The following is a 19,353-nucleotide window of genomic DNA, read 5'->3' as shown; positions in this document are numbered from 1 at the left end:
ATCAAGCCGCCATCACCGGCGCATTGGCGAGCGAAGGCGCCTGCCGGCGACGCTCACGCGTCGGCGCGGTGCCGAACGCATCGCGATAGCTCTTCGAGAAGTGGCAGGCCGACTGGAAGCCGCACGCCATCGTGATGTGCATGATCGACATGTCGGTCTGCAACAGCAGCTCGCGCGCGCGGCGCAAGCGCAGCGTCAGATAGTAGTGCGTGGGCGTCATGCCCAGATGCTCGCGGAACAGTCGTTGCAACTGCCGTTGCGACATGCCGGCGAGCCGTGCGAGTTCTTCGCGCGACAGCGGCTCCTCGATGTTGTTCTCCATCAGCGTTATCACTTCGAACAGCGACTTGTTGGCCGAGCCGAGCCGTGCGACGAGCGGCATCTTCTGCTGCGCGCTGGTGTCGCGCACGTGTTCGACGATGAACTGCTCGGCGATCTGCGTGACGCGCGCGTTACCGACGCGCGGTGCGATCAGGTTCAGCATCATGTCGAGCGGCGCGACGCCGCCGGTGCAGGTCACGCGATCGCGATCGATGACGAACAGCTCTTTCAGAAAGCGCGTATCGGGAAACTCCTCCTTCAGCGCCGACATGTTTTCCCAATGGATCGCGCACGCATAACCGGCCAGCAGACCGGCGCGCGCGAGCGCATAGGTGCCGGTGCACAGGCTGCCCAGCACGCAGCCCATGCGCGCGAAACGGCGCAGCGCGGACAGATGCTCGGCGGTGGTGGAGCGCTGCACGTCGATGCCGCCAACCACGAACACGATATCGGGTTGCCCGACGCACTCGACCGGCCCCGTATCGACGGCTAGCCCGTTGCTCGCCATGACCGGCCCGCCGGCGGGACTGACGATCGACCAGCGGTAAAGCGGCTGGCCCGTCAGATAGTTCGCCATGCGTAGCACTTCGATCGCGTTGGTGAAGGCGATCATCGTGAAGTTGTGAACCGGCATGAACGCGAAATGCGACAACGATGCCGTGCGATCGGTGGACATGAGAACGGTGATTCCTGAGATGAATGTCGCGTCGCCTTGGGGGGATGGCGACTATCTGAATTCTGAGTATCAGGGCAACTACTGTGCCATCAGGCTAAACCCTTGGACGCTGCGCAAAAAGCCTGAATAGCCAGGCAATCGACTGATCAAACGGCACCTGCGCCGCACCAGAACGGCGCCGCGACGCACGCTCGGCGCACCCGATCGGCGCAAGGAGACCGCCTTGTCGTGCAGGCCCATGCGTGCGGAGCGCGCCGACTTGTCGAAAAAGGACGCGCATGGCGGAAAAGGCAAAGAACGCGTCTGAATTCGTAAATCGACGCGCGGGCGGACCGTCAAGAATAGACGCAAGGCAAAGCGGTGGCGCTACCCCGGCGACCTGCGGCCACCTTCCCGTCAACGTTCTCACGGACCTGTCATGTCGAACCCGAATCCCTTCTTCGAAGACTCCCTACCGGCGCGCGATCCGGCCGTGCGCGGCGCCATTCTGAAAGAGCTCGAGCGCCAGCAGTCGCAAGTCGAGCTGATCGCGTCGGAAAACATCGTGTCGCGCGCGGTGCTCGACGCGCAGGGCTCGGTGCTGACCAACAAATACGCGGAAGGGTATCCGGGCAAGCGTTACTACGGCGGTTGCGAAAACGTCGACACGATCGAGACGCTCGCGCTCGATCGCATCAAGCAGCTGTTCGACGCGCGCTTCGCCAACGTGCAGCCGCATTCCGGCGCGCAGGCGAACGGCGCGGTGATGCTCGCGCTCACGAAGCCGGGCGATACGGTGCTCGGCATGTCGCTCGACGCGGGCGGGCATCTGACGCACGGCGCGAAGCCCGCGTTGTCGGGCAAGTGGTTCAACGCGGTGCAGTACGGCGTGCGGCGCGACACGATGCTGATCGACTACGAGCAGATCGAGGAGCTGGCGCAACAGCACAAACCCGCGCTGCTGATCGCCGGGTTCTCCGCCTATCCGCGCGCGCTCGACTTCGCGCGGCTGCGCGCGATCGCCGATGGCGTCGGTGCGAAGCTGATGGTGGACATGGCGCATATCGCCGGCGTGATCGCGGCGGGCCGTCATGACAATCCGGTCCCGCATGCGCACGTGGTCACGTCGACCACCCACAAGACCTTGCGCGGTCCGCGCGGCGGCTTCGTGCTGACCAACGACGAAGAGATCGCCAGGAAGATCAACTCGGCGGTGTTCCCCGGCTTGCAGGGCGGCCCGCTGATGCACGTGATCGCCGGCAAGGCGGTCGCATTCGGCGAGGCGCTGCAGCCGGGCTTCAAAACCTATATCGACAGCGTGCTCGCGAACGCGCGGGCGCTCGGCGACGTGCTCAAAGCGGGCGGCGTCGATCTGGTGACGGGCGGCACCGACAACCATCTGCTGCTGGTCGATCTGCGACCCAAGGGGCTCAAGGGCAATCAGGTCGAACAGGCGCTGGAGCGCGCGGGCATCACCTGCAACAAGAACGGCATTCCGTTCGATACCGAGAAGCCGACGATCACCTCCGGCATTCGTCTGGGCACACCGGCGGCCACGACGCGCGGCTTCGGCGTCAGCGAGTTTCGCGAGGTCGGCCGTCTGATCGTCGCGGTGCTCGATGGGCTGCGTGGGTCCCCCGACGGCGATGCCGCAACCGAACAACGCGTGCGCCGCGAGATTTTCGCGCTGTGCGAGCGCTTTCCTATTTACTGAGTACGCGTGGAGCAAACGATGAGCCAACTGCACGAAAACAGCATCATCATCGACGGGTTGAACATTTCGAAGTTCGAGCGCTCGGTGTTCGAGGATATGCGCAAGGGTGGCGTGACGGCGGTGAACTGCACGGTGTCGGTCTGGGAGAGTTTTCAGAAGACCGTCGACAACATTGCCGAAATGAAGCAGCAGATCCGCCAATACAGCGAAATCCTGACGCTCGTACGCACCACCGACGACATCTTCCGCGCGAAGCAAGAGAACCGGACCGGCATCATCTTCGGCTTCCAGAACGCGCATGCGTTCGAGGACAACCTCGGCTATATCGAAGCGTTCAAGGATCTCGGCGTCAACGTGGTGCAGCTTTGCTACAACACGCAGAACCTCGTCGGCACCGGCTGCTACGAGCGCGACGGCGGTCTGTCCGGTTATGGGCGCGAAGTGATTCAGGAAATGAACCGCGTCGGCATCATGGTCGATCTGTCGCACGTGGGCGGCAAGACCTCGTCGGAGGCGATCGCGGCGTCGAACAAACCGGTCTGCTATTCGCATTGCTGCCCGTCCGGGCTCAAGGAGCATCCGCGCAACAAGACCGACGAGCAGCTGAAGGAGATCGCGGACGCGGGCGGCTTCGTCGGCGTGACGATGTTCGCGCCATTCCTGAAGCGCGGAGCGGATGCGACCGTCGACGACTATATCGAGGCGATCGAATACGTGGTGGACCTGATCGGCGAGGACCAGGTGGGGATCGGCACCGATTTCACGCAGGGCTACAGCACCGAGTTTTTCGACTGGATCACGCACGACAAGGGCCGCTATCGCCAGTTGACGAACTTCGGCAAGGTCGTGAATCCCGAAGGCATTCGCACGATCGGCGAGTTTCCGAACCTCACGGCCGCGATGGAACGCGCCGGCTGGAGCGAGACGCGCATCCGCAAGATCGTGGGCGAGAACTGGGTACGGGTGTTCGGCGAAGTCTGGAACTTGTGAGCGTCACCCCTTCCTTTTATAGCGGATAGAAACGGAGTCTTTTCATGCAACCCCAACTGCCCATCGACGTGAATCCGGACACCGGCGTCTGGACCACCGACGCGCTGCCGATGCTGTACGTGCCGCGTCATTTCTTCACGAACAACCATGTCGCCGTCGAGGAAGCGCTCGGCCGCGACGCGTACGCGGAAATTCTGTACAAGGCCGGGCACAAGTCCGCGTATTTCTGGTGCGACAAGGAAGCGAAGCAGCATGGGCTGACCGGCATGGCGGTGTTCGAGCACTACCTGAACCGTCTGTCGCAGCGCGGCTGGGGGCTGTTCAGGATCATCGAAGCCGATCCGGCCAGCTCGCATGCGCGGATCGAATTGCGTCACTCGTCGTTCGTGCTCGCGCAACCGGGCAAGACCGGCAAGCTCTGCTACATGTTCGCCGGCTGGTTCGCTGGCGCGATGGACTGGGTCAACGATACGGCACCCGAAGGTGCGCGCCGGGGACCGCCGTCGCAATCGCAAGAAGCGCGCTGCGCGGCGGAGGGACACGAGCACTGCGTGTTCGAAGTGTCGCCGCTCGCGTCCATCTAATCCGAGCATTCCGAGGTCGATCGCGATGCGTTACCCGAACCTTTTCAAGCCGCTCACGTTGAACCAGCTGACGCTGCGCAATCGCATCGTCAGTACCGCGCACGCGGAGGTCTATGCCGAGCCGGGTGGCCTGCCCGGCGACCGTTATATCCGCTACTACGAGGAAAAGGCGAAGGGCGGCGTCGGACTCGCCGTGTGCGGCGGCTCGAGCCCGGTGTCGATCGACAGCCCGCAAGGCTGGTGGAAATCGGTGAATCTCGCCACCGACCAAATTGTCGATCCGCTCGCGCGGCTCGCCGAAGCGATGCACGCGCATGGCGCGAAGATCATGATTCAGGCCACTCACATGGGACGCCGTTCGGCGTTTCACGGCGAGCACTGGCCGCATCTGATGTCGCCGTCGGGCGTGCGCGAGCCGGTGCATCGCGGCAACGCGAAGGTTATCGAGGTCGAAGAGATCCGCCGCATCATCGGTGACTTCGCAGCGGCCGCGAAGCGCGTGAAAGATGCGGGCATGGACGGTATCGAGATTTCGGCCGCGCACCAGCATCTGATCGATCAGTTCTGGAGCCCGCGCACCAACTTCCGTACCGACGAATGGGGCGGCTCGCTCGAAAACCGCCTGCGTTTCGGCGTCGAAGTGTTGCAGGCGGTGCGCGCGGCCGTCGGCGCCGACTTCTGCGTCGGCCTGCGCATGTGCGGCGACGAATTCCATGAAGATGGGCTCGATCACGAGCAACTGAAAGAGATTGCCCAGGCGATGAGCGAGAGCGGCCTGATCGACTATCTCGGCGTGATCGGTTCCGGCGCGGACACGCACAATACGCTTGCCAACTGCATGCCGCCGATGGCGCTGCCGCCCGAGCCGTTCGTGCATCTCGCGGCCGGCATCAAGCAGGTCGTGAAGGTGCCGGTGATGCATGCGCAAAGCATTCGCGACGCGGGCCAGGCCGAGCGGCTGCTCGCGAGCGGCATGGTCGATCTGGTCGGCATGACGCGCGCGCAGATCGCCGATCCGCATATGGTCATCAAGATCCGCGATGGCCGCGAGGACGAAATCAAGCAGTGCGTCGGCGCGAACTACTGCATCGACCGGCAGTACAACGGGCTCGACGTGCTGTGCGTGCAGAACGCGGCGACGTCGCGCGAAGCGACGATGCCGCACGTGATCGCGAAGTCGCGCGGGCCGAAGCGCAAGGTCGTCGTGGTCGGTGCCGGACCGGCGGGGCTCGAAGCAGCGCGCGTCGCGAAGTCGCGCGGTCACGACGTGGTGCTGTTCGAGAAGAACGACTACGTGGGCGGCCAGATCATGCTGGCGGCGAAAGCGCCGCAGCGCGAGCAGATGGCCGGCATCGTGCGCTGGTTCGACATGGAGACGAAGCGGCTCGGCGTGGACCGCCGCCTCGGTGTCGCCGCCGACGAGCGCGTCATCATGGCCGAAAAGCCGGACATCGTCGTGCTTGCCACCGGCGGTTCGGCGTTCACGTCGCAGGTCGCGGCGTGGGGTGTCGACGCGGGGCTCGCGGTCAGTTCGTGGGACGTGCTCGCCGGCAAGGTCGAGCCGGGCAGGAACGTGCTCGTGTACGACGGCGTCAGCACGCATGCGGGCGCGGGCGTCGCCGATTTCATCGCGAGCCGCGGCGCGAACGTGGAGATCGTCACGCCCGACGTGAAGGTCGCCGACGACGTCGGCGGCACCACGTTCCCGATTTTCTATCGCCGTCTATACGCGCAAGGCGTGATCCATACGCCCAACTACTGGCTCGACAAGGTGTACGAGGACGACGGCAAGAAGATCGCCGTGATCCGCAACGAGTACACCGAGGAGCAGGAAGAGCGCGCGGTCGACCAGGTGGTGATCGAAAACGGCAGTACGCCGAACGATCAGCTTTACTGGCGGCTGAAGCCGGAATCGGTCAATCGCGGCCAGCTCGACGTGCACAAGCTGTTCGCGTCCGAACCGCAGCCGTGTCTCGACGAGCCGCTCGGCGACGGCCGCTTCCTGCTGTTCCGGGTCGGCGACTGCATCTCGATGCACAACATTCACGGCGCGATCTACGACGCGCTGCGCCTTTGCAAGGATTTCTGACGATGAGCCCCGTGTTTGTCATCACCGTCCTGCTGTGGGTGTCGGTGGCCGGTCTCGCGTTCGCGCTGGCACGCCGCGCCGCGTACTGGCGCGAGGGCCGCGCGACTGCCGCGGGAGCCTATGGCTGGACCAATCTGCTCTCGATCCCGAAGCGCTACTTCGTCGACCTGCATCACGTGGTCGCGCGCGATCCGTACATCGCCCGCACGCACGTCGCCACGGCGGGGGGCGCGCTCCTCGCGATGGCGCTCGTGTTCGTCAACTACGGTCTCGCGATCTACTCGCCGTGGCTCGACAAGCTGATCTTCGTCGCCGCGCTGGCGATGCTGATCGGCACGGTGTTCGTGTGGCGCCGCCGGCATGGCGCGAAGACGGTGCCGGCGCGTTTGTCGCGCGGGCCATGGGATCAGTTGCCGCTGCTGCTCGGCGCGTTCGCGCTCGGTCTCGCGCTGTTCATCGCGCTGCCGGCGACGGCGATGTCCGGCTCGCTTGCCGTACTGGTCGCGCTGCTGATCGCGGCGGGCGCGTTCACGATGACGTTCGGCGCGGCGCGCGGCGGGCCGATGAAACATGCGTTGGCCGGGCTGCTGCATCTGGCGTTTCATCCGCGTCAGGAGCGCTTTGCCGGTTTTGCCGCCGCTCGCGACGCCGTGCCGCCCACCGCGCTGAAAGCGCCGCTGCTCGACGCGAAGGAATACGGCGTCGGCAAGCCGGTCGAATTCCGCTGGAACCAGTTGCTCAGCTTCGACGCCTGCGTGCAATGCGGCAAATGCGAAGCGGCGTGCCCCGCGTTCGCGGCGGGTCAGCCGCTGAATCCGAAGAAGCTGATCCAGGATCTGGTGACCGGCATGGTCGGCGGCACCGACGCGCAGTACGCAGGTAGCCCGACGCCCGGCATTCCGGTTGGCCAGCATGCGGGCGCGCCAGGCAAGCCGCTGATCTCCAGTCTGATCGAAGCGGACACGCTGTGGTCCTGCACGACCTGTCGCGCCTGCGTGCAGGAGTGCCCGATGCTGATCGAGCACGTCGACGCGATCGTGGACATGCGCCGCAATCAGACGCTCGTCGAAGGCAGCGTGCCGGGCAAGGGGCCGGTGACGCTCGCGAATCTGCGTGAAACCGGCAGCATCAATGGCTACGACATCGGCGCGCGTTACGACTGGGCCGTCGATCTGCAGGTGCAGGTCGCGCAGCCGGGCCGGCACGTGGACGTGCTGCTGATCGCCGGCGAAGGCGCGTTCGACATGCGCTATCAGCGCACGCTGCGCGCGCTCGTCAAGGTGTTGAACCGCGCGGGCGTCGATTACGCGGTGCTGGGCGGCGTCGAAACCGATACCGGCGACACCGCGCGGCGGCTCGGCGACGAAGCGACGTTCCAGCAACTGGCCCGTACGCTGATCGGTACGCTCGCTCAGTACTCGTTCACGCGCATCGTCACGGCCGATCCACACGTGCTGCATAGCCTGCGCAACGAATATCGCGCGCTCGGCGGCTTCTACGAGGTGCAGCATCACACGGCGCTGATCGACGGACTGATCGCGAGCGGCAAGCTGTCGCCGCGCGTGGCCGCCGCCGTCGCGGAGCGCAACATCACGTATCACGACCCGTGCTATCTGGGCCGCTACAACGGCGAGACGGAAGCGCCGCGCCGCGTGCTGAAGAGCATCGGCATCAAGGTGGTCGAGATGGAGCGTCACGGCCTGCGCGGACGTTGCTGCGGTGGCGGTGGCGGCGCACCGTTGACCGATATCCCGGGCAAGCGGCGGATTCCCGACATCCGTATCGACGACGCGCGGGCGAGCGGCGCGGGGATCGTCGCGGTCGGCTGCCCGAATTGCACGGCGATGCTCGAAGGGGTGGTGGGGCCGCGACCAGAAGTGCTGGACGTCGCCGAACTGGTCGCCGCGGCGCTGGAGTAACGCGATGATGAATACGCTCAAACGAATCGATCCGCGCCGGCCGTTTACGGTGACGGCACAGGGACTCAGGCGCATCACGCTGGGCGTGATTGGCGTGGCGGATGCCGGCGGCAGTGCGTTGCTGGCTGATGCGCGTCACACGGCGCATCACGAACAACCGAAGCCGCGCCGCACGACGGCCACGCCGCATCATGTGCTGCTGATCGCGGCGCACGCGGACCGCGGCGCGCTCGATGAACACGCGCGCCAGACGCTCGCCGCCGCCGCGCTGATCGCGGACGCGCGCACCGAAGTCATGCTGCTCGTGTTCGGCGAATTCACCGGCGATGCCGCCGCGCTCGGCGCCGACAAGCTGATCGAATTGCCGACGTTCGATCGCCGCACGTACGCGCCGGACGATGAACTTAACGCGCTGGCCGCGTGCGTCGCGGCCTACGCGCCAGCCCATGTCTTGCTGCCCGACAACGCGAGCGGCGACGGCGAGCTCGGCCGCCGTTATGCGGCGGCGGCCGATGCAAGCGTCGCGACGCACGTCGTCGAGATCGATGCCGGCCATGCGGCCACCTATATGCGTGCGAATACGGCGCTCGCCAGCCGCGCGCTGCCCGAAGTCGTGCTGCTTGCGCCGAATGCGGTCGATCCGAAGCTGCCGTTCGTCGGCGCGGGCGAGCGGCTCCCGTGGCGCTTCGACCGTGACGTGGAAGCCGCAAACGCACAACGCGCGATACGCGATCTCGGCATCGACGAAATCGACGCGGCGCAGGTTGCGCTGGAAGAGGCGGATTTCATCGTGTCGGCCGGCAACGGCGTCAGCGACGTGCCCGCGTTCGAGCGGCTCGCGGCGACCCTCGGCGCGGCGATCGGCGCGAGCCGGGTCGCTGTCGACGACGGCAAGTTCACGCGCGACAAGCAGATCGGCGCGACCGGTAAGACCGTCGAGGCGAGCGTGTATATCGCGTTCGGCATCTCCGGCGCGGTGCAGCATCTGCAGGGCATCAAGGATTGCCGCCACGTGATCGCCGTGAATCTCGACGCGAGCGCGCCGATCGCGAAGCGCGCGAATCTGACCGTGATCGCCGACGCGCAGGAAGCCATCGCGGCGCTCAACGAGGCGGCGGCCGCGGCGCGCGCCGCGCGCGCCACCTCGGCCGCGCTGCTGCAACCCGGCCAGCTTGCCGAAGGAGTGCTCGCATGAAGATCGCCGTTCTGGTTTCGCTCGGACGCCATCCGGTCAACGGCGTCGCGCGCTACAGCCGTAACGATGCGGCGGCGTTGACTTTGGCGCTGTCGCTCGCCCGAACCAGCGGCGCGAGGCTCGACGTGCTGCACGCGGGCGATCCGTCGAACGCCGCGTTGAACGACTATCTGGCGCTCGGCGCGGGTTCGGTCGAAGTGCTCGAGATGCCGCCCGACGCCGACCCCGCGCCGCAACTCGCCGCACGTTTGCGCGGCTACGAGTTGGTGCTGACCGGCACGCGCGCCGAAGGCGGCTTCGATAGCGGCATGCTGCCGTATCGCGTCGCGCATGCGCTGGCAGTGCCGCTCGTCGGCGCCGCCGTCGATCTGGCTCTGCGCGACGGTTGCGCGCAGGTCCGGCAGTTCATGCCGAAGGGCTTGCGACGGCGCGTCGAAGTGCGGCTGCCCGCGTTGATCGCCGTGCATCCGCTCGCGAACGCCGCGACGTCGTACGCATATGCGCGGCTGCGCGAAGGCACGATCGAGTGCGCCGCCGTGCCGCTCGCCGATGTCCGGCGCGGTACCGATCGAGAACATTCCGCATGGACCATCGGCCCCGCCACAGCGAAACCGGTGCGCCTCGCCGCCGCCGAAAAGCGCTCGGGCCACGCGCGCATGCTGTCGGCGACGACGACCGAGAGCCGCGGCGGCAGCGTCGTAATTGAAGGGAGTTCCGTCGAAAAAGCACAAGTGATACTCGCGTATTTGCGCGAGCATCAACTGGTGGATTACTGAATTCCGGTTCGGGCCAGCATGCGACCAGGAGGGCCTGGCGCGGCGCCAGACGTGACACGCAACGGAGCACACAATGAAAGTTTCCGCAGACGTTCGCGCAATGATCGAACGCCGCAAGCAGAATTACACGCTGGAAGCGCCGTTCTATACGAGCGAGGAGATCTTCTCGCTCGACATCGACGCGATTTTCCGGCAGCACTGGATTCAGGTCGCGGTCGAGCCCGACGTGCCCGAGCCGGGCGACTACGTGACGGTGGAAGTCGGCGACGATTCGATCCTGATCGTGCGCGACGACGACATGCGGGTGCGCGCGTTTCACAACGTATGCCGCCATCGCGGCGCGCGTCTGTGCAATACTGGCAAGGGCTCACTCGGCAATATCGTCTGTCCGTATCACAGCTGGACGTATAGCCTCAATGGCGACCTGATGTTCGCGGAGCACATGGGCGAGCAGTTCGACCGCTGCAAACATAGCCTGAAAGCGGTGCACGTGGAGAACCTCGCCGGGCTGATTTTCATCTGCCTCGCGGAGCAGCCGCCCGCCGATTTTTCCGTGATGCGCGCGGCGATGGAGCCGTATCTGTTGCCGCACGATCTGGCCGGCTGCAAGATCGCCGCGTCGATCGACATCATCGAGGAGGGCAACTGGAAGCTGACGATGGAGAACAATCGCGAGTGCTATCACTGCGTCGCGAACCATCCCGAGCTAACCATCTCGTTGTACGAATACGGCTTCGGTTATCAGCGCACGCCCGCGAACGAAGAGGGCATGGCCGCGTTCGAGGCGACGGTGGCTCGTCGCACCGCGCAGTGGGAGGCGATGCAGTTGCCGTCGGCGGAAATCGAGCGGCTCGCCGATCTGGTCACAGGTTTTCGTACGCAACGGCTGCCGCTCGATCGCGACGGCGAATCGCAGACGCTCGATGCCAAGGTCGCCTCGAAGAAGCTGCTCGGCGGTTTCAAGCTGGCCGATCTGGGCGGCCTGTCGTTCTGGACCCAGCCGAATTCCTGGCATCACTTCATGAGCGACCATATCGTCAGTTTCTCGGTGATTCCGCTGTCGGCCGGCAAAACGCTGGTGCGCACCAAATGGCTGGTGCACAAGGACGCACGCGAAGGCATCGATTATGACGTCGACAATCTGACCGCCGTATGGCGTGCGACGAACGACCAGGATCGCACGCTCGTCGAATATTCGCAGCGCGGGGCGACGAGCAGCGCGTATCAGCCCGGTCCGTACTCGCCGTTCACCGAGGGGCTCGTTGAAAAGTTCTGCGAGTGGTATATCGGCCGTCTCGCGGATTTCGACGCAAAGCTGCGGCCGTTGCACGACGAGAAAGTCGTGTCGTTCGCGCGCTGAGCGCAATACCGCGATGAGGAGCGGGGGGACAACCATGATGCGCGATCAGGCCATGTTTGAAGCGGACATCGAGAAGAATTCACCGGGTTCAGGTGGCGCGCCGAGCCGCGTCACGCAGCCGCGCTTCTGGGACGCGCTGCCCGCGCGCTGGAACAGCGACGCCGACGACACGCTGGAGTGCTGCCAGGTCCGCAACGAAACGCACGACGTGAAGAGCTTTTTCTTCCGCGCACCATCCGGTCGGGCGTTCGTGTTCGAGCCGGGGCAGTTCATCACGCTGGAACTGGAAATAGACGGCGAGCGGGTCAATCGCTGCTATACGATTTCGTCGCCGCCCACGCGGCCGCATACGATCTCGATTACCGTGAAGCGCGTGCCGGGTGGCCCCGTGTCCAACTGGCTGCACGATCATCTGCATGCGGGAATGCAGGTGCGCGTGCTGGGACCCGCCGGTGAATTCACCTGCGCGCGGCACCCGGCGCGCAAGTTCCTGTTTTTGTCGGCGGGCTCGGGCATCACGCCGTTGATGTCGATGAGCCGCGCGCATCATGAACTCGGCGAGGACAGCGATATCGTCTTCGTGCACAGCGCGCGCACGCCGGACGACATCATCTTCGCGCGCGAGCTCGATCTGATCGCCGCGAATCAGGCGCATTTCCGTACCGCGTTCGTCTGTGAGCGCGTGGGCACGCGCACCAATTGGCCCGGCATCACCGGCTTTCTGACGCTGCCGCTGCTAAAACTCGTGGCGCCGGATTTTCTGGAGCGCGAGATTTTCACCTGCGGCCCTGCGCCGTACATGCAGGCGGTGCGCAATCTGCTCGACGAAGGCGGCTTCGATCGCCAGCATTATCACGAGGAAAGCTTTTCGTTCGAGACTATCGGCGAAGCGGCCGCGCAACCGGCTGAAGCGCATGTCGCGGACACGCCGCGCGATGCGCCCGCCCCGGTCGAAACCGCAACGCGTTTCAAGGTGAGCTTTACGCGCAGTCATCGTGAGATCGAGTGCGGCGGCGGCCAGCATGTGCTCGATGCGGCGAAGCAGGCGGGCGTGCGGCTGCCGGCGTCGTGCACGCAAGGCATGTGCGGCACCTGCAAGGTAAAGCTCGTGTCCGGTGAAGTGGCGATGAAGCACGCGGGCGGTATCCGTCAGCGCGAGATCGATCAGGGCATGGTGCTGCTGTGCTGTAGCAAGCCGTTGACCGATCTCGTCGTCGACAAGTAGCACGACTGATAACCACGAGAGCACGGCAAACACTCGGCGGATTTGCGTGGAAGTCGCATGCGGACAACTGCATGTCGCAAAACAACGCTACCCGGCAATTCTGGTTGGCGATTCTAAAGGAGCGATGAGCGGTTCGATAGCTAACGCGTCAATGGGCAAATGGATCAACGGGAGAACGGCGATGAGACTGATCGGAAAGATAGTGGTGGCAAGCGCGTTGGGCGTGATGCTGGCGGCGGGCAGTGCGGGCGTGTCGGCCGATTCGAAGCCGACCATCAAGATCGGTTACGTGGAGGGCTGGGACGATAGCGTCGCGACGTCGAACGTAGCCGCCCAGGTGATCGAGAAACGCCTCGGCTATCAGGTCCAACTGGTGCCGGTGGCCGCCGGTGTGATGTGGCAGGGCGTCGCGCGCGGCGATCTCGACGCGACGCTGTCCGCGTGGCTGCCGGTCACGCACGGCGCGTACTGGAACAACTTCAAGGACAAGGTGGTCGACCTCGGGCCGAACTTCAACGACGCGAAGATCGGTCTGATCGTGCCGGACAACTCGGATGTGAAGAGCGTCGGCGATCTGCAGGCGAAGAAGTCGGAATTCGGCGCGCGTATCGTCGGCATCGATGCTGGCGCTGGCGTGATGCAAAAAACCAGCGAGGCGATCAAGGCCTACGGGCTCGACTATCAGCTGATGCCGAGTTCGGGCAGTGCGATGACGGCCGAACTGGCGCGCTCGGAGGCGGCCAGCAAACCGATCATCGTCACCGGCTGGAAGCCGCACTGGATGTTCGCGAAGTACAAGCTGAAATTCCTCGAAGATCCGAAGAAGGTATTCGGTGAAGCGGAGCACGTGGATAGCGTGGTGAATCCGGAGCTCGAGAAAAAGGCGCCGACGGTGGTCGCATTCCTGAAGAAGTTCCAATGGAAGCCCGGCGAGATCGACACGGTGATGCTGGCCACGCAGAATGGCGAAAAACCGGTCGCGGCCGCCGACGCGTGGATCAGCGCGCATTCGGATCGAGTGGATAGTTGGGTGAAGTAAGCCGGCAAGCGTCGGCGCAGCAGATGAAAACGCCGCTTTTTAGCGGCGTTTTTCCGTTTAGCGCAGCACGACGGTGCGCTCGCCGTTGATGAACACACGCCGCTCGACGAACGCTTTCACCGCGCGAGCGAGCGTAATGCATTCGACGTCGCGTCCGGTCGTCAGCAGCCGTTCGGGGCTGTACGAGTGATCGACCGGTTCGACTCCCTGCTCGATGATCGGACCTTCGTCGAGATCGTCGGTGACGAAATGCGCGGTGGCGCCGATCACCTTGACGCCGCGCGCATGGGCCTGATGATACGGCCTCGCCCCCTTGAAACCGGGTAGGAACGAATGGTGGATATTGATCGCGCGACCGGCGAGCGCCCGGCTCGTTTCGGCCGACAGGATCTGCATGTAGCGCGCGAGGATCAGCAGCTCCGCGCCGGACGAGTCGAACAGGTCGAGCAGTTGGGCTTCCTGTTGTGCCTTGGTATCTGCGGTAATCGGTAGATGATGGAACGGCAAGCCGTGCTGCCGTGCGAGCGGTTCGAGGTCGCGGTGATTCGAGCCGATGCCGACGATGTCTATCTTCAGTTCGCCCATGCGCCAGCGAAACAGCAGGTCGGCGAGACAGTGCTCGAGTTTGGACACCATGATCAGCACTTTCGGCCGGCTCGACAGATCGTGGATTGCCCAGGTCATCCGGAAGCGTTCGGCGATCGGCGCGAATTCCTGCGTCAGCGTGGCGATCCGCAGCGAGGCGTCGCGATCGACGTGGTGAAACACGCAGCGCACGAAAAAGCGCTCGCTGAGCTCGTCGTCGAATACGGTGAGCTCGTCGACATAGCAACGATGCCGTTCGAGAAAGCCGGCGACGGCGGCAACCTGGCCCGCCGCGCTCGGACATGCGACGGTGAGAACCCCTTGAGCAGGACGTGAAACGGCGGACATAAGCTCTCCACATTGACGATCGGGCGATGCCGCGGGGCGCGGCGCGCATCGTCGCAGTAGAGCAAATCGGGCGCTTGCGCGGATAGAAGCTAACCGCCGTAGGGCTGGAACGGGAACGCCAATGGACCGGCAGGCTAGTTTTCGTTCTGATCCGCGGGGGCCGCCGCGAGCCTTCGTTTGAGCGTGTCGATCAAGGCACGCACTTTCGCTGGCGGGTGGCTGGTCGGCGGAAACACGGCCTGGATGCTCGCCGGCGCGGTTGTCCATTCGGGCAGCAGCCGGATCAGCCGTCCCGCCGCAACGTCGTCCGCGATCGAAAAATCGGTCAACAGACCGATGCCGCCGCCCGCGAGCGTCGCCGCGCGGCAGGCATCGGCCGTGTTGACACGCAACGCGGACGCGCAGCGCACGCTCGCGGTTTTGCCGTCGACGTGCCGCAGATCGAGCATCAACGGATGAGGCAGCACCGACAACGCGCAATAGGGCAGCGTCTCCAACGCGATCGGCGTGCCCGGCACGCCCCACGTCCGCACGAACTCGGGACTCGCGACCAGCCACTTGACGAAGCTGCCGAGCTTCACCGCGCGATAGTTGGAATCCGCGAGACGACCCAGCCGGATCGCAACGTCGATGCCATCGGCAATCAGATCGACGTAGCGGTCGCTGCTCAGCAGCTCGATGTCGAGCTGCTGATGCGTGCGGCGCAATTCGACCAGCGCGGGCGCGACGACGAGCGTGCCGTAGTCGTTCGGCGCACTGACGCGCAGCGTGCCGCGCACCGGCGACGTTTCCCCGCCGAGCGCCTTCAGCGCGTCCTCGGTGGCGCGCAGAATCTTCACGCTCGCCTCGTAGAACGCGCGGCCCGCCTCGGTCACACCGAGCCGCCGGGTGGTCCGCACGAGCAGGCTCGCGCCGACCTCCGCCTCGAGCCGCTGCATGTGCGTGCTGACCATCGTCTTGGCGAGTCCGAGACGGGTCGCCGCGGCGCTCAGCGAGCCCGCGTCGATGACCGCGACGAAGATCGCGAGGCGGTTCAGGTTCACGTTGCGCACATCGGCCATGATCGATTGTCCATTCCCGCTTGACTATGTTTCCCGGATTATCGGGCTTCCGCGCGAGTGTGCCTACGCCTTATGCTGGGCATATCATTCAACGCCTCCGGAGCCGTCCATGCCTGTCGCCAGACCCGCCCAGCCTATCAAGCTGTACACGACGCCGCTTTCGGGCCACGGTCATCGCGTGAAGCTGTTTCTGACACTGCTCGATCTGCCGTTCGAGGTGATCGAACTGAACCTGAAGGCGGGCGAGAACGGCACGCCCGAGTACCTCGCGCTGAATCCGTTCGGTCAGGTGCCGACGATTCAGGACGGCGAGCTGACGCTGTTCGACTCGAATGCGATTCTCGTCTATCTGGCGAAGCGCTATTGCGACGCGTCGTGGCTCCCGGAAGACCCGCGCGGCGCCGCGGCGGTGCAGCGCTGGCTGTCGCTCGCGGCGGGTCAGATCGCATACGGGCCGTGCGCGGCGCGGCTCGTTACCGTGTTCGGCGCGCCGCTCGATCACGAGCGCGCGAAGAAGATCGCCGTCAAACTGTTCGACGTGATCGACGCGGAGCTTGCCGATAAGGCGTTCGTGGCGGGCATCCACGTCACGATCGCCGATATCGCCGCGCACACGTATATCGCTCACGCGCCCGAGGGCGGCGTGTCGTTGCAGCCGTTTCCGCACATTCGCGCGTGGCTGCGTCGCGTGGAGGCATTGCCGCGGTTCATCGCGATGCCGTCGACCAAGGCGGGGTTGCTGGCGGCGTGATGCGCGTTCAGCGCCGCGTCAGATTTTGCACAGGAGTCCGATCATGTCCGAATTCGTTCCGTTGAATAGCTGGGGGGCCGACGCGTCGCCGTTTCATGCGGGCGAGCTGCATGCGCAGCAGCGTGCGGGTGTGCGTGACATCGCGGAGTCGATCGGACGTCGGGGGATTCGCCGTTTCATGCCGGAGCAGCACCGCGAGTTTTTTGCCGCGCAACCGTTTGTCGTGATCGGCGGCGTCGACGCGAGCGGTCAGCCGTGGGCGACGCTGCGCGCGGGTGCGCCGGGTTTCGTCTCGTCACCGGATGCGCGGACGCTGCGTATCGAGGGCGGCGCCCTGGCTGGCGATCCGCTCGCCGCGGGATGGCGCGTCGGCGCGCAGCTCGGAGCGCTGGGCATCGAGCCGCGCACGCGGCGGCGCAATCGGGCGAATGGCGTCGTACGGTCCGTGGACGGTGGCACGTTGCAGGTCGAAGTGTTGCAGAGCTTCGGCAATTGCCCGAAGTACATCCAGAGCCGCACGCCGTATTTCGCCGAACGGGATGCGAGCTTGATGCGCGCACAGCCCGACATCGCCGCTCATCTGAGCGATGCCGACCGCGAATTGCTCGCGAGCGCGGACACGTTCTTTATCGCCAGTGCGAACCTGAGTGAGGAAGCGGGGTTGGGGAAGGGCGTCGACGTTTCGCATCGGGGCGGTGCGCCGGGCTTCGTGCGCGTGGACGACGCGAATACGCTGACCACGCCCGACTATAGCGGCAACCGGCTTTTCAACACGATCGGCAACCTCGTGCACGATCCACGCGCGGGTCTGCTGTTTATCGACTTCGCGACCGGCGATCTACTTTATCTCGCGGTGCAAGCGAGAATCATATGGGACTGCGACGAACTCGCGGCATTTGCAGGCGCGCAGCGGCTCGTGCGGTTTCATGTGACCGAAGTGCGGCGCAGCGGCGCCGCCGTGCCATTCCAGTGGTCGGAGGTCGAACTGGCGCCGCAGTTTCTGCCGAAGGTTCGCGAAAGCGCATAAGCCGATGCACACGCGCGTGCTTTAGCTCGGCCGCAGCGTTATTGCGCATTCCTTCCAAGCCGGTAAGAGACGCCGAGTCTGGTGGCCAGTTGCCACACATAGACTCGCGAGTACGAAATGCCGAACTGACGGCTTATCAGCTCGCGCATACGCGCATTGCTCCAGCCGTCGGCGTCGAAGCCGTAGTCTCGCGGCGAGGCCCTCAGCGCCTGTGCCAGCCAGTCGAGATCCGCCACCGCCAGCGCGGAATGGCGGCCGCCGACGCTCATGTTTCTGAGTGCGTCCAGTCCACCTTGCTCCAATAGCTTTCGATATCGCTCGACCGTCGTCTTTGTCATGCCCATCTCTTTCGCGACCACGGCGGCCGCGACGCCGTCGAGCAGCTTCTTCCCCGCCGCGAGACGCCGTGCGACGGTTGGCAAATCGTCATTCGGTCGATACATCGAGAACTCCACCGTTGGTGGTCGCTGACCGGACTGTAATCGGTTACCCGGGCAGACACAAAGCAGGGCGCGCAACTTAGAAATAATCGAAAAGTTGGCGGCTGTGTCTAAAATAATAAAAATTAATCGCGGCTTTCGTTTGATAGAAAAATCGTTTTTGAACCTCTCGTAGGTCGGTCATATGACGTTTTTCTTTCTACCAACTTAAAGATTCTTCTTGAGATTGAATTTAACGTTTGCTAACCTGATTGAACTGATTTAAATAACCTTATCTGTTGCGTTCGGCTCGCCTGGCACACCTTGCTGTTTTGTGAATGTTTATTAGGGTGCACTCTTCGATGCGTGGTGCTGATATTTGCCACAACCCTGCGAAAAGGATGCTGCGGATTGGAAACGCTTCGCGGGGTTTTGAATGGATAGGTGCCGCTGTGAATTCCCAGTCCAGTAACATCTGCTTAATCTGGCTGCATGATTCAAATCCGGAATTACTTCTATGCCGGGCACTTTATGACTCGATACGCATAGCTGCGGTAATAGTTGTGGTCTTTGCAAGCACGCGGTAAGGAGAACAACGTGAACACGGATAGGACCCGCGATATTGCCGCGATGCTATTGCGTGCCGCGAAGCGCAAAAGGCTCGTGACGTATCAGGAACTGCACGCGCTTTTCGGTCGCGACGATCCATTACAAAGCCGCTATCGCGCGTTGGAGGAAGCGGCGCGCTCGCTGAGCGACTGCGCGTCGCTCGACTACGGTTGCCTGATGAGTCTCGACAACGGTCTGCCGGGCGATGACTTTTTTAACCGCTTCAGGCACGGCAGACCGCGCGAATACGAAAAGGTGATGGGCTTCGGGTCGACGGGACGCTCGACGACGAGGAAACGACTGATCGCGGATGCCGAGCGTCTGCGCGTGTTCGAACATGCGTCGCAAATCACGGCGAGAGGCGACGCGACGATCACGTTGCGTTCGAATGCCACGTCGAAATGCATGTAGCTGATGCCAACGAAGAAATTCGCTTCGATCCTCAATAGGGGTATTTGTCTTTCCTGCAAAGATTATTCTCGCGGCGCACGAAATATTTAACAATTAGCGAATGGGGCATAGCTCGTGCATGAATCAAACCGATACGCGCGGGGATCGTAATGCCTCTGAGTGAGAATCGGCACGACCACAGGTGAAGTGCGTCGTGGCAGCCGGTTTCGAGGGATGTATAATTTGACATAATGTTAATTATCAACAATCCGGATGTTAGGGCAAAGCTGTAATGT

General features: G+C 64.0%; 17 protein-coding genes. 13 read left to right on the top strand and 4 right to left on the bottom strand.

Annotation, left to right across the window (positions count from 1 at the left end):
- Position 1: 1 nt before the first annotated feature.
- Positions 2 to 997 (bottom strand): GlxA family transcriptional regulator, encoded by a 996-nt coding sequence (locus OKW43_RS11015; protein WP_429447173.1) that lies wholly within the window; start codon positions 995 to 997, stop codon positions 2 to 4.
- Positions 998 to 1,415: 418 nt separating this feature from the next.
- Between OKW43_RS11015 and OKW43_RS11010 the strand changes: the two genes are divergently transcribed.
- The 10 genes from OKW43_RS11010 (at position 1,416) to OKW43_RS10965 (ending at position 13,867) form a co-directional block, all read left to right on the top strand.
- A complete protein-coding gene (locus OKW43_RS11010) occupies positions 1,416 to 2,690 on the top strand; it encodes a serine hydroxymethyltransferase (RefSeq protein ID WP_429447171.1) in 1,275 nt (424 codons plus the stop codon).
- An 18-nt stretch (positions 2,691 to 2,708) separates the two neighbouring features.
- Positions 2,709 to 3,680, top strand: a complete 972-nt coding sequence (locus tag OKW43_RS11005; protein ID WP_429447169.1) for a dipeptidase — start codon at positions 2,709 to 2,711, stop codon at positions 3,678 to 3,680.
- 44 nt (positions 3,681 to 3,724) lie between these two features.
- Entirely contained in the window at positions 3,725 to 4,264 is a 540-nt protein-coding gene (locus OKW43_RS11000; RefSeq protein WP_429447167.1) for a DUF5943 domain-containing protein, read from the top strand.
- A 25-nt stretch (positions 4,265 to 4,289) separates the two neighbouring features.
- Positions 4,290 to 6,353, top strand: a complete 2,064-nt coding sequence (locus OKW43_RS10995) for an FAD-dependent oxidoreductase (protein WP_429447165.1) — start codon at positions 4,290 to 4,292, stop codon at positions 6,351 to 6,353.
- A 2-nt stretch (positions 6,354 to 6,355) separates the two neighbouring features.
- Positions 6,356 to 8,272 carry a (Fe-S)-binding protein gene (locus tag OKW43_RS10990; protein ID WP_429447163.1) on the top strand — a complete coding sequence of 639 codons (1,917 nt, stop codon included), beginning with the start codon at positions 6,356 to 6,358 and terminating at the stop codon, positions 8,270 to 8,272.
- Positions 8,273 to 8,279: 7 nt separating this feature from the next.
- Positions 8,280 to 9,467, top strand: a complete 1,188-nt coding sequence (locus OKW43_RS10985) for an electron transfer flavoprotein subunit alpha/FixB family protein (RefSeq protein ID WP_429447401.1) — start codon at positions 8,280 to 8,282, stop codon at positions 9,465 to 9,467.
- A complete protein-coding gene (locus tag OKW43_RS10980) occupies positions 9,464 to 10,243 on the top strand; it encodes an electron transfer flavoprotein subunit beta/FixA family protein (RefSeq protein WP_429447161.1) in 780 nt (259 codons plus the stop codon). The genes OKW43_RS10985 and OKW43_RS10980 overlap by 4 nt, the downstream gene beginning before the upstream one ends.
- Before the next feature lie 73 nt (positions 10,244 to 10,316).
- Positions 10,317 to 11,603, top strand: coding sequence for an aromatic ring-hydroxylating oxygenase subunit alpha (locus tag OKW43_RS10975; protein WP_429447159.1), 1,287 nt, complete (start codon positions 10,317 to 10,319; stop codon positions 11,601 to 11,603).
- A gap of 34 nt (positions 11,604 to 11,637) precedes the next feature.
- Positions 11,638 to 12,828, top strand: coding sequence for a 2Fe-2S iron-sulfur cluster-binding protein (locus tag OKW43_RS10970; RefSeq protein WP_429447157.1), 1,191 nt, complete (start codon positions 11,638 to 11,640; stop codon positions 12,826 to 12,828).
- Between the two features lie 181 nt (positions 12,829 to 13,009).
- Positions 13,010 to 13,867 carry a glycine betaine ABC transporter substrate-binding protein gene (locus tag OKW43_RS10965; RefSeq protein WP_429447155.1) on the top strand — a complete coding sequence of 286 codons (858 nt, stop codon included), beginning with the start codon at positions 13,010 to 13,012 and terminating at the stop codon, positions 13,865 to 13,867.
- Positions 13,868 to 13,924: 57 nt separating this feature from the next.
- Here the strand turns inward: OKW43_RS10965 and purU are convergent, their stop codons facing one another.
- The gene (purU, locus tag OKW43_RS10960) at positions 13,925 to 14,800 is read right to left on the bottom strand and encodes a formyltetrahydrofolate deformylase (RefSeq protein ID WP_429447153.1); all 876 of its coding nucleotides are present in this window, start codon (positions 14,798 to 14,800) and stop codon (positions 13,925 to 13,927) included.
- 134 nt (positions 14,801 to 14,934) lie between these two features.
- The gene (locus OKW43_RS10955) at positions 14,935 to 15,861 is read right to left on the bottom strand and encodes a LysR family transcriptional regulator (RefSeq protein WP_429447151.1); all 927 of its coding nucleotides are present in this window, start codon (positions 15,859 to 15,861) and stop codon (positions 14,935 to 14,937) included.
- Positions 15,862 to 15,970: 109 nt separating this feature from the next.
- On the opposite strand from OKW43_RS10955, the gene OKW43_RS10950 reads away from it, so the two are divergent.
- Both OKW43_RS10950 and OKW43_RS10945 read left to right on the top strand, forming a co-directional pair.
- Positions 15,971 to 16,612 carry a glutathione S-transferase family protein gene (locus tag OKW43_RS10950; protein ID WP_429447149.1) on the top strand — a complete coding sequence of 214 codons (642 nt, stop codon included), beginning with the start codon at positions 15,971 to 15,973 and terminating at the stop codon, positions 16,610 to 16,612.
- A 43-nt stretch (positions 16,613 to 16,655) separates the two neighbouring features.
- Positions 16,656 to 17,639: a pyridoxamine 5'-phosphate oxidase family protein gene (locus OKW43_RS10945; protein ID WP_429447147.1), complete on the top strand. Its 984-nt coding sequence runs from the start codon at positions 16,656 to 16,658 to the stop codon at positions 17,637 to 17,639.
- Positions 17,640 to 17,677: 38 nt separating this feature from the next.
- Here the strand turns inward: OKW43_RS10945 and OKW43_RS10940 are convergent, their stop codons facing one another.
- Entirely contained in the window at positions 17,678 to 18,082 is a 405-nt protein-coding gene (locus OKW43_RS10940; RefSeq protein WP_429447145.1) for a helix-turn-helix domain-containing protein, read from the bottom strand.
- Between the two features lie 573 nt (positions 18,083 to 18,655).
- Here OKW43_RS10940 and OKW43_RS10935 point away from each other — a divergent pair.
- Positions 18,656 to 19,078: a hypothetical protein gene (locus OKW43_RS10935; protein ID WP_429447144.1), complete on the top strand. Its 423-nt coding sequence runs from the start codon at positions 18,656 to 18,658 to the stop codon at positions 19,076 to 19,078.
- The last annotated feature ends 275 nt before the right edge of the window (positions 19,079 to 19,353 follow it).

Origin of the sequence: Paraburkholderia sp. WC7.3g (assembly GCF_050436345.1) — a bacterium.
Lineage (GTDB): Bacteria > Pseudomonadota > Gammaproteobacteria > Burkholderiales > Burkholderiaceae > Paraburkholderia > Paraburkholderia podalyriae.
This window is presented reverse-complemented; position numbering and strand designations above follow the sequence as displayed.

Excerpts from the sequence above, each read along its gene's own strand:
- OKW43_RS10955 (WP_429447151.1), bottom strand. The coding sequence starts at position 15,861 with ATGGCCGATGTGCGCAACGTGAACCTGAACCGCCTCGCGATCTTCGTC.
- OKW43_RS10940 (WP_429447145.1), bottom strand. The coding sequence starts at position 18,082 with ATGTATCGACCGAATGACGATTTGCCAACCGTCGCACGGCGTCTCGCG.
- OKW43_RS10990 (WP_429447163.1), top strand. The coding sequence starts at position 6,356 with ATGAGCCCCGTGTTTGTCATCACCGTCCTGCTGTGGGTGTCGGTGGCC.
- OKW43_RS10985 (WP_429447401.1), top strand. The coding sequence starts at position 8,280 with ATGAATACGCTCAAACGAATCGATCCGCGCCGGCCGTTTACGGTGACG.
- OKW43_RS10995 (WP_429447165.1), top strand. The coding sequence starts at position 4,290 with ATGCGTTACCCGAACCTTTTCAAGCCGCTCACGTTGAACCAGCTGACG.
- OKW43_RS11015 (WP_429447173.1), bottom strand. The coding sequence starts at position 997 with ATGTCCACCGATCGCACGGCATCGTTGTCGCATTTCGCGTTCATGCCG.
- purU (WP_429447153.1), bottom strand. The coding sequence starts at position 14,800 with ATGTCCGCCGTTTCACGTCCTGCTCAAGGGGTTCTCACCGTCGCATGT.
- OKW43_RS10965 (WP_429447155.1), top strand. The coding sequence starts at position 13,010 with ATGAGACTGATCGGAAAGATAGTGGTGGCAAGCGCGTTGGGCGTGATG.
- OKW43_RS10945 (WP_429447147.1), top strand. The coding sequence starts at position 16,656 with ATGTCCGAATTCGTTCCGTTGAATAGCTGGGGGGCCGACGCGTCGCCG.
- OKW43_RS10950 (WP_429447149.1), top strand. The coding sequence starts at position 15,971 with ATGCCTGTCGCCAGACCCGCCCAGCCTATCAAGCTGTACACGACGCCG.
- OKW43_RS10970 (WP_429447157.1), top strand. The coding sequence starts at position 11,638 with ATGATGCGCGATCAGGCCATGTTTGAAGCGGACATCGAGAAGAATTCA.
- OKW43_RS11005 (WP_429447169.1), top strand. The coding sequence starts at position 2,709 with ATGAGCCAACTGCACGAAAACAGCATCATCATCGACGGGTTGAACATT.
- OKW43_RS11000 (WP_429447167.1), top strand. The coding sequence starts at position 3,725 with ATGCAACCCCAACTGCCCATCGACGTGAATCCGGACACCGGCGTCTGG.
- OKW43_RS10980 (WP_429447161.1), top strand. The coding sequence starts at position 9,464 with ATGAAGATCGCCGTTCTGGTTTCGCTCGGACGCCATCCGGTCAACGGC.
- OKW43_RS10975 (WP_429447159.1), top strand. The coding sequence starts at position 10,317 with ATGAAAGTTTCCGCAGACGTTCGCGCAATGATCGAACGCCGCAAGCAG.
- OKW43_RS11010 (WP_429447171.1), top strand. The coding sequence starts at position 1,416 with ATGTCGAACCCGAATCCCTTCTTCGAAGACTCCCTACCGGCGCGCGAT.